The following is a 14,302-nucleotide window of genomic DNA, read 5'->3' as shown; positions in this document are numbered from 1 at the left end:
AATATGGGACTATCTGTCCTGTATTATGGAAAAAATTTACGGCCTTGATGTCATTAAGGGTCTTATCCAGATAAGATTTCTTGCTCCATGAGAACACTCTATCGTTTAGCTGATATTAGTGTTTTCGACAAGATGGACCTTACTTGGAGAAGAAAACGAAGGCCAAATAGGCAGAAAGAAACGCGTGTAAAACAAGCTTTTCATAGAGAGTTACGTGAGAAAGCAGATATTTATCCCGATTTTTAGAAAGAATTCGGTCATCTAGAAGGGGTTACAATTGCAGGAGAAAAAGAAAAAAGTCTAGTCATTTCTTACTAGAATGCTTTTCAAATGCCATCATCACACTGAAAACCAATGGACGGAAAGCAAATGATTTTGAGGCCTCCACTGATCAATGGTTGTCTAAAGTTCCTAGACACCTCTTTAAGTCGATCACTTTTAATTATGGGAAAAAATTTTCTAATTGGAAGTCTATTTCGAATGCACATGACATTGATATTTCTTTGTGGGTCCAGGATGTCTTGGCCAATTAGGTCTCCCTGAACATTTTAATAGCTTATGGAGACGGAATTACCGAAACAAAAGGAGTTCAGTGAAAACTCCTTTTATTTTATCCTAATACTAATTCATCACTAACCAGGGTTTCACCACTGTTTTGTTGGAAGAGGCGCATTAAATCTTCAACCGTTAGGTTTTTCTTTTCTTCTCCTTTGACATCGACAACGATCTTGCCTTGGTAGAGCATGATCAAGCGGTTGCCGTATTCAATTGCATGGTTCATATCATGCGTAATCATCAAGGTTGTCAAATCATGGCTTTCCACGATCTTTTGTGTCAATTCCATGACCATTTCACTAGTCTTAGGATCGAGCGCTGCGGTATGTTCATCCAGAAGCAATAGCTTGGGTTTGACCAAGGCTGCCATGACCAAGGTCAAAGCTTGACGTTGCCCACCAGACAAATATTGGGTATCCACCTTGAGACGGTTTTCTAAACCGATATTCAGTTCCTTCAAGGCTTCACGGAATAATTCGCGATCTTTCTCTCGAACTCCCCAGCTCAAACCACGAGATTTCCCCCGACGTTGGGCAATGGCCATATTTTCTTCAATAGTCAAACGGGAAGCTGTCCCCATTTTAGGATCTTGGAAGACACGCGCAATATCTTTCGCACGCTTACGAACACTCGTATTTTTGATAGAGTTACCTTCTAGCAAGATATCTCCTTCATCTACGACCAGATTTCCTGCCAAGATGTTCATCAAGGTTGATTTCCCAGCTCCATTTCCACCGATGACCGAAATGAAGTCCCCTTCTTCTACTTGTAGATCCAAGCCTTTTAAGACATGGTTTTCATTGACTGTTCCTGCTTCAAATGTCTTATGAATGCCGTCAATTGATAATAATGTTGCCATACTTTTCTCCTACTTATTTCCTAACTTCAGTCCACGAACACGAAGACGTTTTTGCGCCTCAGGAGCGAACAAGACAATCGCGAGCAAGATCGCATTGAAGAGACGAACCATATTTTGATCGAGATTTGGGATCTCGTAAATATTTAAGATAATCAAACGGTAAACAATGGCTCCAACCCCGATGGAAAGCAAGCGCCAACCAATGGTCAATTCGTGGATCAAAACTTCAGCGATAATCACAGCACTCAAACCAACTACGATCGTCCCTGTACCAGAAGTCACATCTGAGAAACCATCATTTTGTGCAAACATGGCTCCACAAAGGGCAATCAAACCATTGGAAATCATGTAGCCCAACATCTTCATGTTATCTACATTGACCCCATTGGCCTCACTCATTGGAATGTTATCACCAGTCGAGCGCAAAACCAAGCCAAGTTGCGTCTTCATTAAGAGGGTTAACAAGATACAGACGATGATCAAGCAAGAAATACTAATCAAAAAGACAGCTTCTTCATTGGACAAGCCCAATTTCATGACACTTTTGAAAATGGTACTGGCATCACCAATAGAGAGATTGGGTACTCCCCCCATGATTTTAATATTGATAGAGTAAAGACCGGTCAAAGTAACAATCCCTGTCAAGAGGGCTGGAATTTTCATTTTTGTATGGAGAATCCCAGAAACCAATCCTGCGATCATTCCTGCCAGGAAGCCCATCAAAGTTGCAAGCCAAGGGTTTCTTCCTGCTTGAATTTGGGAAGCTACAACTGCTGCCCCAAGTGGAAAGGCTCCTTCTGCCGTCATATCGGCAATATCTAAAATTCGAAATGTTAAGTAAACACCGATCGCCATGATCGACCACAATAAACCTTCTGATAAACTTGATAAAACGAAATTCATCTCAAACCTCCTATTTTTCTACCTTCAACGAGCTAATATCAATTCCAAGCTCTTTCGCCATCTCTTTATTGGTATGCAATTCTAATTTTTCAGGTGTTTCAACTGCAACTTTGCCAGGTTTCTCACCCTTCATGATGCGAATGGCCATCCGAGCAGCTTGTCTTCCCAATTCCTCATAATCAGTACCAAAGTTGTACAAACCACCAGTAGCCACCATTTCAGCAGATCCACCAAAAACGGGCACCTTATGGCTGATGGAGACCTGTTTTACAGTGTCCATTGTAGAAGAGATAATATTGTCTGTCGGAACAAAGACGATATCTGCTTCTGACATGATACTGTCTGCTGCAGCCTTCACATTGTTACTATCGAGGATGGTTTTTTCAACCACTTGATAGCCTTTAGCTTCAAGGATCTTCTTCGCATTGTCTTTTTGGACAACTGAGTTAGGCTCACTTTGCGTATAGAGGATCCCAACTGTTTTCGCCGTTGGAAGCACTTGCTTAATCATGTCTACCTGTGTAGAGATCGCATCTTCTGACTGGTCACTTGTCCCTGTGATATTGCCACCTGGTTCTTTCAAGTTTTTCACCAATTTCGCTGCCAATGGGTCGGTCACAGCTGAGAAAACAATAGGTGTTGATTTAGTGGTATTAGCCAAACTTTGTGCGGAAGGGGTTGCAATCGCAAAGACTAGATCACTTTCTTCTGCCAATTGTTTAGAAATATTTTTCAGATTTCGTTGCTCCCCTTGAGCATTTTGGAAATCGATCTGAATATTTTTCCCATCTACATAACCCTCTTTCTTCAACTCCTCGATAAAGCCTTTTCGTGTCGCATCGAGCGACTTATGGGTGATGTACTGGGAAATCCCAATTCGAAAGACATTGTCTTTTTTAGTATCCTTTAGATTGTGTAAGGTCACCAATGATGTTAACAGAAGTCCTACAACCAGGACAGGTGCTAGCAATTTTTTCACTACTTTCATTTATTGACTCCTTTTCTGCAAAATAAACAAAAAATCCGCTTAGATGATACTCTAAACGGATGCTTGAAATTCTCCAACAAGTTACAAAACCTCGGTCCATTTAGATACTAGCTCTATGGACCATCATCAAAAATCTTAGCCACATAGATACAAACAAATTGCTTGGGTTGTTTGCATCCATGAGATCATGTCTACAAACACTATCTAAAGTAGCTAAAGTAAAATTTTTGAATGGAAATGGCTTGTTGCTTCATGTTTATTTTCTGCTTTCTTTATTTATGGGTATTATCTTACCGTAATTTTTTTTTGATGTCAAGACTATTTCAGAAATTTTTGAAATTTTTTGAAAATTCAACTGGTCCTGACAAGAAAAAACAGAGGCTGGAACACGTCCAGGCCTCTATATTCTAATCTTCTTTTGATTTTGTTTCTTCATCTTCCTCGACGATTTCAGAAATTTCAACTTTCACCTTGGTCACACGACCATTTTTTACTTTGTCATTTGTCAAAATGAGGTGTTTCTTTTGACTATCGACTTCACAGCTGAGTCGCTCTTTCAAGGTTGGAATTCGCCCAACCTCTGTCAGATAATACCCTGCAATGGTATCCACATCATCACTTTGCAACTCAACATCAAAATATTCGTTAAAGTCATTTAGTGACATGGCTCCTTGTACGACATAGGTATTGTCCGCAATTTCAAAGACATCAATTTCTGCTTTGTCAGTCTCATCGTCAATTTCACCGACGATTTCTTCCAAGAGGTCTTCAAGAGTAACCAAACCAGACATCCCACCATATTCATCAAGCAGAATGGCCATTTGATTTTGGGTATTGCGCAATTCCTTCAAAAGATCATCCACAAAAATGGTCTCTGGAACAAACAAAGGTTCTTGTAAAATCTTTCTTAAGACAATATTATCAAAGCCATTGATAAATCCTTCGTTCAAGAGACGTTTGGTATGGATGAGCCCGATGACATTGTCCTTGTCATCATCATAGACAGGAATCCGTGAAAAGTTTTGCTTGAGGATACTTTCAATAATTTCTTTGGTATCATCATTGATATCAACCATGAAGGCATCTGTCCGAGGCACCATGACTTCACGCGCTACCATTTCATCTAATGAAAAGATCCCTTGGAGCATCTCAATCTCGTCCGCATCTAGTGTTGCTTCACTATTGGTCAGCATATACTCGATTTCATCCCGCGTCATCTTTTCATCCGGATCATCGAATTCCATTGGCGTGATACGGCTCAAAAGGTTGGTCGATGCTGAAAGCAACCAAACAAAGGGGCTGACAATTTTTCCTAATAGAATCACAATCGGAGCTGTTCGAACAGCCAACTCATCTTTCAAGTTCATAGCGATTCGTTTCGGATAGAGTTCACCAAATACGATCGAAATATAAGTCAAAAATGCTAGAGATAAAAAGCTTCCAGTTGCAAGAGCCGTTTTGGTATTGCCCATCCATCCAGCAATGACATGTCCAAGGCTATCCGCAAGACTCGCCCCAGATAAGATGGTAATCAAGGTGATCCCCACCTGAATAGTGGATAAGAAATGGTTAGGTTGCTCCAATACGCTAAGAAGACGAATGTATTTTTTATCTCCTTCTTCAGCTTTTTGCTCAACACGAGAGCGATTCAACGATACCATTGACATTTCAGTTGCCGAGAAAAAGGCATTCAACAATGTCAAAACAATCAATAAAATAAATTCCAGTAAAATTTCCTGACTGCCAGGGTCTTCCATGGATAATTTCCTCCAGTATATAATATTGTATATTATACCACAAAATATGAGAGCCTGCATTCTTATATATCAATTTCTTTTTTTCCCATCAAAAAATCAGGAACAGGTCCTGATTTTAGTGTTCTGCACTGGTAAAATCATAAAAGAATGCGTTGAGTTTTTCGACTAGCCCAAGTAATGAGAGACTACTTGTACAGATAAAGGTTTTTCTCTTTAATTTCGGTATCATAAAGTTAGCTACCACAACATCTGCGTCCGAATTCTCGATATCATCCACTGTTAGATTATACTTGATCATCTGCGTAAATTCAAAGTTATCCGTACAGTAAAAATTAAGAAAATCGATCATGGATTTGGCATGGTGATCATCAAAACGACTAATAATTAAGACCTTAATGGATTTCCGACGGCGCAATAACTGCGGTAAGAGACGCTCCCAGTGAGTGTAAACCGTATATATCATGTGCTTGAGAATCTCTTCATTTAGATCATGCTTCATGGTCTTCATATAGATGATTAAATAGTTTCTCAAATCATCATAAAAGGCTGGGAAGATGCTCTTGAAATCTTCGTTGGTATTGGTCTTGATATCAAATAAGAGGAACTCGGAGAATAATTCTTTCCGACCGAGATGTGACGTATTATGGACATGCATCAACATCTCATCTAGATTTTCAATATCTAAATCATAGGTATAACATAGCTCCCTGAACATGTCTTTAATGAGAGTTGTCGATTTTTTTGCATAAGAGTCTGTTGCTGCAGCTTCAATCAGGCTTTCAGGGCTGAAATAGAAATTCTCTTGAATAAAGATAATGAAGAACTGCTCCAGCACTTTTCCATTCAACTCGACACCCAGCTGCAAGCTAAAGTAGCGCAACATCTCCTCGACATTGGTCACCCCTTGATACTGGTCCTTATACACATCATAGTTCGTTGGCATGTCAATAAAATAGCCCTGCTTAATACGTGATAAGTAGACTGTCAAAAGAACTTTATAAGACCTGAGGACAGAGAAAGTCAATGGATAGCCATAGAGTTTGAAGAAGAAGGTGATCAAGTCGGTCACAGCCTCTTCCTTAAATTCTGGGAAAGGCCATTCCATATAGTAATAACGCTCTGCAAAATATTGGGCATAAAAGAAACGAACGTCAATCTCATCTCCGACAAGGTTCAAGGGTTTCAAATCAATCTTTATATTGTATTTGGTTTGAAGCTTCTGATTAATCGTCCGAATCAAGCGGTAGAAAGATTGGTGACTCAGATCAAACTTCCTGCAAATATATTCATTGGAAACATCCTTGTGGAAAAAGAGATATTCAATCAATGCGAATGCTTGTGATTCTTTAAAAAAGTGATGGTAAATTACCTCAAGCCCAACCGAATCCTCATAACTAAGTTTGATTCCATTGGTAGATGATTCAATTATAAAGTCATCAAAAGTGCTACGAAGATTAGACAAATCTTCTTTTAACGAACGTTCTGTACAATCCAAACGCTTGGCCAACTCTTTCAAGTGGAACCATCTTTTTTCCTTAATCAAGATTTCTAATAATTGCAATTGGCGTCTCTGTTTTTTGGATAAGAGCAGTCTCATCTTTTCCTACCTAATTTCATATTTTAATTCAAAATCTCTTATATTTTAACATATTTTATTGAGCTTGTTGACTATTTTTCAAAAAATATACAAAAAAGACTCCAAGGCCCTTATAGGCACTAGAGTCTAGGATTTATTAATGATTCCAAATTCTTCTTTTTTCTTCTGTTCCTTAGCAACACGGTGGTTATCATAAAGATTCACCAAGAATTTTACAATTTCTTTTCCAATCGAATAGACTGGAATCGCGACAACCATCCCGATAATTCCATAGATATTACTTGAGAGCAATAAGAGAACCATAATGGTAATCGGGTGAACCTTCATCACGCCTCCAACGATACGCGGATAAAGAATATTCCCATCGATCTGCTGGATAATCAACATGTAAATGACTGCTTTGATCATCATAACCACATCTGTGAAGGCATAGGTGATGATCATCGGAATCAAACCAATGGTTGGTCCTACATATGGAATGAGATTGGTCAATCCAGAAAAAATGGCAAAGACCAAAGCGTACTTCAATCCAATAAAACTATAGCCAATGTAGGCTAGGGTCCCAATGATCAAGGCATCGATCGAAATCCCACTAATATAGCGCGAGACGGTTTCATTCAAACTAACCAAGAGGCTTGAGATGTGGAGTTTGTCATTGCGTAAAATGGTCCGCTCCAACATCGGCAATAACTTCTTCCCATCAATCAAGAAATAAACCAAGAAGATCGGTGTCATGATCAAGATAAAGACCGTATTGACAATGGTGTTAACCACACTGCCTAAACTGTTAGTCACACTATTCAAGAGATTTTGAAGGATATCCATATAAGAAAGATTCAACTGCTGAATCGTCGATTGGATATTCACATTCTGGAACAAAGGATTGGTTGAGAGTTTTCGAACCAAACTCTCAACTTCCCAGTAAAGTCCTTGAGTCGAATTGATCAAGCTGGTTAACTGATTGATTAAGATAGGAAGCAGATAAAAGATCCCTAAGCCAATGAGCCCAAATAACAGTACTAAGGTGATCAAAATCCCAAACACACGCTTGATTTTTAAGTGTTTTTCCAACAATTCAACAATCGGATTGGTAATGTAATATAAAAAACCTGCAATTAAAAATGGTAAGAGGATGGTATTCAGAACAGATACAAATGGAGAAATCAAAGTCCCCATTGATTTCCAAACATAGAAAATCACCGTCAATAATAAGATCTCACATGTCCAGAATAACAATTTACTATTTCGAAACATTCCTTACCTCCTGTTTTCTATTCTACCATATTTTATGATAGAATAAAAGGGATTTTAATCAAAAGGATGAAGATATGAATAATTTGATTGAACTACAAGACGTCAATTTGATCCGCAATGGAAAAGCCCTTTTAAAAGAGATTAACTGGCAAGTAAAAGAAAATGAATGTTGGGCGATTTTAGGCTTAAATGGAGCAGGAAAATCGACCCTCCTCAAACTGCTCATGTCTGAATACTGGGCTAGTTCTGGCCAGGTAACGGTCCTTGGAACTCGCTTTGGAGAAGGAGGAATTCCTGAGTTGCGGAAGCGTATTGGAATCGTAAGCTCTTTTATTTCAGAAAGACTGCCAGAGCATCTTTTTGCAGAACAAATTGTCCTAACCGGTCACTACAAGAGTAGTATTTTATATGCTGCATACGGAGAGGAAGAACTAAATTGGGCACGGGATATGCTGACTTCAATTGGGGCTAGCTCTTTGATCGGCCGCAAATACCGAGAGCTCTCCCAGGGAGAAAAGCAGACCGTTCTCATTGCACGAAGCCTCATGGACCAGCCAGATCTGATCATTTTTGACGAAGCTTCTAGTGGATTGGATCTCTTTGCCAGAGAAAAACTCCTCCGTCAGATCCATCATATCAAACAACTGGATCACGCGCCTACCATGATTTACGTCACCCACCATGCCGAGGAAATTACAACAGACATGACCCATGTCCTCTTACTCAAACATGGCCAAGTGGTCGAGCAAGGACCAAAGGAAAACATCCTAACTCCCCATGTCCTTAGCCAATTTTATGAAGCACCAGTATCCCTTATTGATCTTGGTGACGAGCGACTCTTTGTCAAACCAGAAATCGCACACTGAAAAGAAAGTGAATAAAGCAAAAAGTGCTAAGATGAGAATCTTAGCACTTCGAGAGTATAGACTAACAGTTCTTCTTTACAAATCTAATAAATTCTATAAAAATAAAAAAATTTATTCGTTAGAATTATTCAATCATCTACTGAAACTTTCCGCCGTGAGAAAAGTACCTGAAACTTAATAGTTTCAGGCGCTCGGAATTATTGAGACCTTAGGCTCAATAATTAGTCATGGAACTTCGTAGAAGTTCGCTGATGTCCGTACTCACTTAAGGAAAGTTTTTAAGATAACTTTGTCCTCAATCTGAAAAGTGTTAAGATATCCATCTTAGCACTTTTACTTTTATCGATTTCGTGCATACTCGATCAAATCGTATGGAAGCGTATTGGCACTTTCTCTTAGGGAATAGCTTTCTAATTCATTGACATTTTGTCGCATACGGCGCGCTTGCTTGGCGGTAATCAGGTGTTGCGCTTCATATTCAAAAATAATCTTACGCTCCAAATAATAACCTCTCAACATTTCATCGATATTATTTGGTTTCACGCGATTAATAACCCGCTCCACAAAGGCCCCACTGGTAATAATAGCTGTCTCTCTCAGACGAGATTCTTGTAGGAAAGAAATCAAACTGCTCCGATAAATCCCCTTGAGGTCTTCCAAACTTTCAATGATGATTTCTGTATTGGCCAAATAGAGGGCCGCAATCTGGTCATAATCAATGGTCTCTAACTTGCTGTCCTCTCGGGTCCACCAGTTTCGCAAGCCAGCTCCAAAGGTTAAGATCTCATGGACTAATAAACGCAAGAGACGGAAAGACACCAAGAGGTAATAGGTTAGACGAGACGAAAGATTGCGATTGACACGTTGCTCCATATTGCGAAGATAGCGTTGGTAGACGCGGTAGCCCCGCTCTCGAATCTTCCCTTCTTCATAAGCCTGTTCCAAGCCGTCACTTTCAATACTCAAAATCAGGAGCTTCAACTGTTCCCAGTCCTTTTGAATGAGCCTGTTTTCTTGGCCTAGAATCAAGTTTTCTATGCGACCATGGTAGTTATCAATCGCCGCATACAAGGGCCCCTTGTGCTTGCTATTCTTTAGGTCTGCTTCTAATTCCATGACGACATCATTTAAAATCGCGATCTGCATCAGGTAGTCATTGGTTTCTTCCTTGTCTTCTGATAATTTTGGAAGTACCACTAAGCCTGCAATAAAGCTAACAAGGGTAACTCCTGCCACTAAAAAGAGTAGGATGGGGTATTCTTTTTCGATCTTGGTTGGAATCAAAAGAATCGTCGCAATCGAAACCGTCCCCTTCACACCCGAAAAGGTCAGCAATAAGGCATCTTTTAGATAATTTCTCAACGATTTTTTTAGTCGAACCGTTCGGAACCAATAAAAGAGGTAAACCATGACAAAACGAATCAAAAAGAGCAAGGCTGTCAACAGAAAGACAGAAAAAACTAAAAGAAAATTATTGTAAATGGGACTACTTAAGATGGGCTTGGCGATCATTTCCAATTCCATTCCTAAGATGACAAAGACCGACCCATTTAAGATAAAGTTGACCGTATTCCAGATGGTATGACTCACAGTATCTACCCGCGCTTCAAGGAGGGTAATGTGCTTAAAGCGACTGGCTTTTAGGATCCCAGACACAACTACTGCAATGATACCAGAGACATGGAGTTCTTCTGCTAGGAAGAAGGTCAACAGAGGGAGGCTCAGTTCTAATAACAATTCACTGGCAATATCACTGGCGCGAACACTCAAGAGCAAAGTTTGCAACCAACGGTTCACAAAGGCCGTCAAGATCCCCACCGCAAATCCTCCAATAATGGAGATTACTAAGGAAACCCCTGCCTCTCCAAGAGAGAAACTTCCGGTCGCAAGGGCTGCCAAGGCCACTCGAAAGGCAACTAGACCTGAGGCATCATTTAGTAATCCTTCGCCTTTTAAGATATTCGAAACCCGCTTTGGAAAGCTAAAGCGCTCTGACAGAGAAGCAAAGGCTACTAAGTCTGTAGGCCCAAGGGCCGCCCCTACTGCCATACAGGCTGCTAAAGGAAGGCTCAGCCACAAGGAGTGAGCTGCCCAGCCCAAACTAATGGTTGAGATAAAAATCACTGGGAAAATCAAATAGAGGATGACCCGCCAGTGCTTTAAGACGGAAGTAATATCTGCTTCTTCTGCTTCTCGAAATAAGAGAGGGCCAATGACCAAGGCCAGAAAGAGTTCGGTATCCAGATGAAAATTTTCTTCTGGCACAAAGAGGGCCCAACCAATCCCTAGTAAAATTTGAATCAAGGGCAGAGGAAGGCTCGGCACAAGTTTATTCGTGGCATTTGAGACGATCAAAATCATCGAAAAGATCACTGTATAAAGGAGTAGTTCCATATCACTCCCTCCTTACCGTTCTTGGCAACAGGTCTCAAATTGCTGTTTTAACTCCGCAATCTTTTGGTCTGTCTTGGTTACATCCTTGTGCTCAATCTTCTTTTGGCACCGTTCCATCTCAAGCGAAACCAATTTCTTTTTTATTTTGAGCATCTTTTTGGTCATATGGGCTTCATCATAAAAACCTATTGCACGCTCGTGGATGGTTGATTCGACAAAATGATGTCTCAATCCTTCGATTTTATTCTTTAAATATTCTTTATCCATGACGGTAGCTTTCTAATTTTTCGATCATGACCAAAAACGGTGGCTGATTCACTTGATTCAGTGTCCGGTAGATGGTCGCTGTATAGTCTTTTTGAGGAAGCTGACTGACAAAATCCAGCACTGCATCACGCTCGATGTCTCCTCCCTCATGACCATAATAGATCATAATAGCCATTCGCCCACCTTTTTCTAGGCGAGCACAGATTTTCTCCATCGCTTCAATCGTGGTAGCTGGAAGAGTAATGACCGATTTATCTGCAGATGGCAGATACCCCAGATTAAAAATAGCTGCTTTGAGGGTCTCCACATATTGGTCCACATGCTGGTGGCCATCCAAAATCAACCGGACCTGTTGAAGACCCAACTTTTCCAATCTTTCTTGGGTATTTACAAGGGCTTGCTCTTGAATATCAAAGGCATAGACCTGGCCTGCAAGTTGGGCTAAAAAGGCCGTATCATGTCCATTTCCCATGGTCGCATCCACCACCACATCTTCTTTGGTGATGACTTCTGCTAAAAATTGATGGGCCATTTCAAGTGGTCGAAGCATCGGCAGTCTCCTTTTCTTCTAGCTTACATCCTTGGGTACTTCCACGCCGACGCATTTCAGTTTCAATAGCGTTTAGGACTTCCCATTTGTTGAGGCTCCACATAGGGCCGATCAACATATCCCGTGGCGCGTCCCCTGTAATCCGGTGGATGACAATGTGTTTGGGGATAATTTCCAACTGGTCACAGATGACCTTGACATACTCCTCCTGGCTCATGAGTTGAAGTCTTCCTTCATGATAGTCTCGTTGCATCCGTGTATTGGTCATCAAATGCAAGAGGTGCAACTTGATTCCATCAATTTCATTATCGGTCACACAACGGCGAACATTTTCCACCATCATCTCATGCGTCTCCCCAGGAAGGCCATTGATCAAATGGGAGACGATCTCTGCCTTGGGCACCTGTTTGCGAATACGCTTGACTGTTTCAACGTAGAGGTCATAACTATGGGCCCGATTGATCAATTCAGAAGTCGCTTCATAAGTCGTCTGAAGACCCAACTCAATCGTCACATGCATGCGCTCTGTCAGCTCCGCTAGGTAGGCCAAGGTCTCATCTGGTAAACAGTCCGGACGCGTACCAATGTTGATTCCTACCACTCCTGGTTCATTGATGGCCTGTTCATACCGATCTCGAATGACTTCCACTTTATCGTGGGTATTGGTGAAATTTTGAAAATAGACCAGGTACTTCTTCACATCTGGCCATTTCCGATGCATAAAGTCAATCTCTTTGTAAAACTGTTCTCGAATCGGAGCTTCTGGGGCCACAATGGCATCTCCTGAACCCGAGACCGTACAAAAAGTACAGCCACCGTGGGCGACTGTTCCGTCTCGATTGGGACAATCAAAGCCTGCATCAATAGGGACTTTAAAGGTCTTTTCTCCAAATAAGGTTCGATAATAATCATTCAAGGTATTGTAGGATTTCATACCCTTCATTATAGCAAAAAAAGAGTCGAACTCAAAACGCGAGTTCAACTCCTAGTTGTTAGATGCTTATTTTTGCTTGCCCGTAAAGCGCCATTGAAATCGCAAGCGATCATACAAGGGATACTCAAACTGTAAGACAGCAAGGCCCAAAATCATACTGCCTAAAACGTCTGATGGATAGTGGACCCCAACATAAATGCGGGAAACCACAATGGTCACAATTCCCAGAAGCAGCATGCCTTGAAGGCAATAGCGGGCTGTTTTATTTTTTACATGTTGGCCGATTATGATGATCAAACTTCCCAAAACAAGAGTAGACGCCAGTGAATGACCACTCGGGAAAGAAAAGCCTTTTTCCTCTACTAGATGAAGAATACTTGGTCTCGGTCTCTGGTAGATATTCTTTAGAAGAAGAACCAAAAGACCAGTCAATACCAGATTGCTCCCTAGAAAAAGAGCTTCACTGTACCATTTCTTATAGACAAAGACCACTAGCAGAAGGCCCACCCAGATGACAATGATCTTGGTATCCATGACATGGGTCACCTTGGTAAAGAAGGCCGTCAGTGTTGCAGGCAGATCGCCTCGAATAGCAGATTGAATCGTACCATCAAAGCCTGTTAATTGTTGCGGGTAAAAGCGAATCACATACCCAAGAATGACAAAAATGAGAAGGGCGAAGCTTGCCTTCGCCCAATGTTGTTGTTTATTTTTCATATTTTTTCAAAATCGGTTGCAATAAGGTATAGATCAACCCAAATGCGATGGCCCAAATCACCCCTTCGATCAGGTTAAACGGTGCAACCATTGCGGCTAAATAGTGGACAAGCCCTAGTGTTTTCGAAATATCATAGTTCATAAAGCGAGCATATAAAGGGATTGCATAGACATAGTTCACTAATACCATCGTGATACTCAAGCTGATCGTTCCAACAATCGTTGCCAGGATAAATCGACCATGGGTCCGTTCCTTGTTCCAAATCCATGCAAAAGCAAGAACAAAAACAAGAACTCCAATGATATTGATTGGTAATCCGATCAAGGTTTCAAGTCCCTTATTATTAAGGGCTAACTTAAGGACAGATCTGATCAAGGTCACCCAAACGGCACTTTTAAAATCCAATAGGACCAAGGCCAACAAAATGGCGATGATACTCAAATCAATTTTGAAGAAATCTATCAAGAAAGAAAATTGATAGAACATCAAAATAAAAGATAAAGCGGATAAAACAGCCACTAGGGTCAGTTTACGTGTATTTGTCATAACAGGTTCCTCCAATTTTTTAAAAATTAGAGAAGCTGGAAAGACGTCTACTCCATCATTCTACTCTAAACTATTTAAACAAAGCTTAAACTAGAAACTATTCTAGTTACTTTA

13 protein-coding genes and 1 pseudogene are annotated in these 14,302 nt (G+C 40.6%); 2 read left to right on the top strand and 12 right to left on the bottom strand.

Annotated elements, in window-relative coordinates:
* Positions 1-37 precede the first annotated feature (37 nt).
* Positions 38-571 (top strand): annotated as a pseudogene (locus SM121_RS09760) (IS30 family transposase); the annotation flags it as partial.
* A 39-nt stretch (positions 572-610) separates the two neighbouring features.
* Here SM121_RS09760 and SM121_RS04375 read toward each other — a convergent pair.
* The 6 genes from SM121_RS04375 to SM121_RS04350 all read right to left on the bottom strand — a co-directional run bounded on the left by SM121_RS04375 (position 611) and on the right by SM121_RS04350 (position 7,913).
* Positions 611-1,414: an ABC transporter ATP-binding protein gene (locus SM121_RS04375; RefSeq protein ID WP_155126671.1), complete on the bottom strand. Its 804-nt coding sequence runs from the start codon at positions 1,412-1,414 to the stop codon at positions 611-613.
* 9 nt (positions 1,415-1,423) lie between these two features.
* A complete protein-coding gene (locus SM121_RS04370) occupies positions 1,424-2,317 on the bottom strand; it encodes an ABC transporter permease (RefSeq protein WP_155126668.1) in 894 nt (297 codons plus the stop codon).
* Between the two features lie 10 nt (positions 2,318-2,327).
* Entirely contained in the window at positions 2,328-3,305 is a 978-nt protein-coding gene (locus tag SM121_RS04365; RefSeq protein WP_155172371.1) for an ABC transporter substrate-binding protein, read from the bottom strand.
* Positions 3,306-3,712: 407 nt separating this feature from the next.
* Positions 3,713-5,062: a hemolysin family protein gene (locus SM121_RS04360; RefSeq protein WP_125826901.1), complete on the bottom strand. Its 1,350-nt coding sequence runs from the start codon at positions 5,060-5,062 to the stop codon at positions 3,713-3,715.
* A 115-nt stretch (positions 5,063-5,177) separates the two neighbouring features.
* Positions 5,178-6,659 carry a M protein trans-acting positive regulator PRD domain-containing protein gene (locus SM121_RS04355; RefSeq protein ID WP_003005647.1) on the bottom strand — a complete coding sequence of 494 codons (1,482 nt, stop codon included), beginning with the start codon at positions 6,657-6,659 and terminating at the stop codon, positions 5,178-5,180.
* A 126-nt stretch (positions 6,660-6,785) separates the two neighbouring features.
* Positions 6,786-7,913, bottom strand: coding sequence for an AI-2E family transporter (locus SM121_RS04350; RefSeq protein WP_320911247.1), 1,128 nt, complete (start codon positions 7,911-7,913; stop codon positions 6,786-6,788).
* 74 nt (positions 7,914-7,987) lie between these two features.
* Here SM121_RS04350 and SM121_RS04345 point away from each other — a divergent pair, with 74 nt between their 5' ends.
* Positions 7,988-8,779 (top strand): ABC transporter ATP-binding protein, encoded by a 792-nt coding sequence (locus SM121_RS04345; protein WP_003005342.1) that lies wholly within the window; start codon positions 7,988-7,990, stop codon positions 8,777-8,779.
* A 339-nt stretch (positions 8,780-9,118) separates the two neighbouring features.
* Here the strand turns inward: SM121_RS04345 and SM121_RS04340 are convergent, their stop codons facing one another.
* The 6 genes from SM121_RS04340 to SM121_RS04315 are packed head-to-tail and all read right to left on the bottom strand — an operon-like array spanning position 9,119 to position 14,203.
* Positions 9,119-11,173, bottom strand: coding sequence for a cation:proton antiporter (locus SM121_RS04340; RefSeq protein WP_320911246.1), 2,055 nt, complete (start codon positions 11,171-11,173; stop codon positions 9,119-9,121).
* Between the two features lie 12 nt (positions 11,174-11,185).
* The gene (locus SM121_RS04335) at positions 11,186-11,440 is read right to left on the bottom strand and encodes a hypothetical protein (RefSeq protein WP_023918874.1); all 255 of its coding nucleotides are present in this window, start codon (positions 11,438-11,440) and stop codon (positions 11,186-11,188) included.
* Positions 11,433-11,990 (bottom strand): tRNA (mnm(5)s(2)U34)-methyltransferase, encoded by a 558-nt coding sequence (locus SM121_RS04330; RefSeq protein WP_070466395.1) that lies wholly within the window; start codon positions 11,988-11,990, stop codon positions 11,433-11,435. The genes SM121_RS04335 and SM121_RS04330 overlap by 8 nt, the downstream gene beginning before the upstream one ends.
* A complete protein-coding gene (locus tag SM121_RS04325) occupies positions 11,974-12,933 on the bottom strand; it encodes a TIGR01212 family radical SAM protein (protein ID WP_155172387.1) in 960 nt (319 codons plus the stop codon). Before SM121_RS04325 ends, SM121_RS04330 begins: the two co-directional genes overlap by 17 nt.
* Before the next feature lie 57 nt (positions 12,934-12,990).
* A complete protein-coding gene (locus SM121_RS04320) occupies positions 12,991-13,641 on the bottom strand; it encodes a phosphatase PAP2 family protein (RefSeq protein WP_320911245.1) in 651 nt (216 codons plus the stop codon).
* Positions 13,631-14,203 (bottom strand): ECF transporter S component, encoded by a 573-nt coding sequence (locus SM121_RS04315; RefSeq protein ID WP_371605441.1) that lies wholly within the window; start codon positions 14,201-14,203, stop codon positions 13,631-13,633. The genes SM121_RS04320 and SM121_RS04315 overlap by 11 nt, the downstream gene beginning before the upstream one ends.
* Positions 14,204-14,302: the final 99 nt, after the last annotated feature.

The sequence above is a fragment of the Streptococcus sp. S1 genome, assembly GCF_034137685.1.
In the GTDB taxonomy this organism is placed as follows: Bacteria; Bacillota; Bacilli; order Lactobacillales; family Streptococcaceae; genus Streptococcus; species Streptococcus dentalis.
This window is presented reverse-complemented; position numbering and strand designations above follow the sequence as displayed.

Coding starts and splice junctions, on each gene's coding strand:
- SM121_RS04375 (WP_155126671.1), bottom strand. CDS start 1,414: ATGGCAACATTATTATCAATTGACGGCATTCATAAGACATTTGAAGCA.
- SM121_RS04370 (WP_155126668.1), bottom strand. CDS start 2,317: ATGAATTTCGTTTTATCAAGTTTATCAGAAGGTTTATTGTGGTCGATC.
- SM121_RS04365 (WP_155172371.1), bottom strand. CDS start 3,305: ATGAAAGTAGTGAAAAAATTGCTAGCACCTGTCCTGGTTGTAGGACTT.
- SM121_RS04360 (WP_125826901.1), bottom strand. CDS start 5,062: ATGGAAGACCCTGGCAGTCAGGAAATTTTACTGGAATTTATTTTATTG.
- SM121_RS04355 (WP_003005647.1), bottom strand. CDS start 6,659: ATGAGACTGCTCTTATCCAAAAAACAGAGACGCCAATTGCAATTATTA.
- SM121_RS04350 (WP_320911247.1), bottom strand. CDS start 7,913: ATGTTTCGAAATAGTAAATTGTTATTCTGGACATGTGAGATCTTATTA.
- SM121_RS04345 (WP_003005342.1), top strand. CDS start 7,988: ATGAATAATTTGATTGAACTACAAGACGTCAATTTGATCCGCAATGGA.
- SM121_RS04340 (WP_320911246.1), bottom strand. CDS start 11,173: ATGGAACTACTCCTTTATACAGTGATCTTTTCGATGATTTTGATCGTC.
- SM121_RS04335 (WP_023918874.1), bottom strand. CDS start 11,440: ATGGATAAAGAATATTTAAAGAATAAAATCGAAGGATTGAGACATCAT.
- SM121_RS04330 (WP_070466395.1), bottom strand. CDS start 11,990: ATGCTTCGACCACTTGAAATGGCCCATCAATTTTTAGCAGAAGTCATC.
- SM121_RS04325 (WP_155172387.1), bottom strand. CDS start 12,933: ATGAAGGGTATGAAATCCTACAATACCTTGAATGATTATTATCGAACC.
- SM121_RS04320 (WP_320911245.1), bottom strand. CDS start 13,641: ATGAAAAATAAACAACAACATTGGGCGAAGGCAAGCTTCGCCCTTCTC.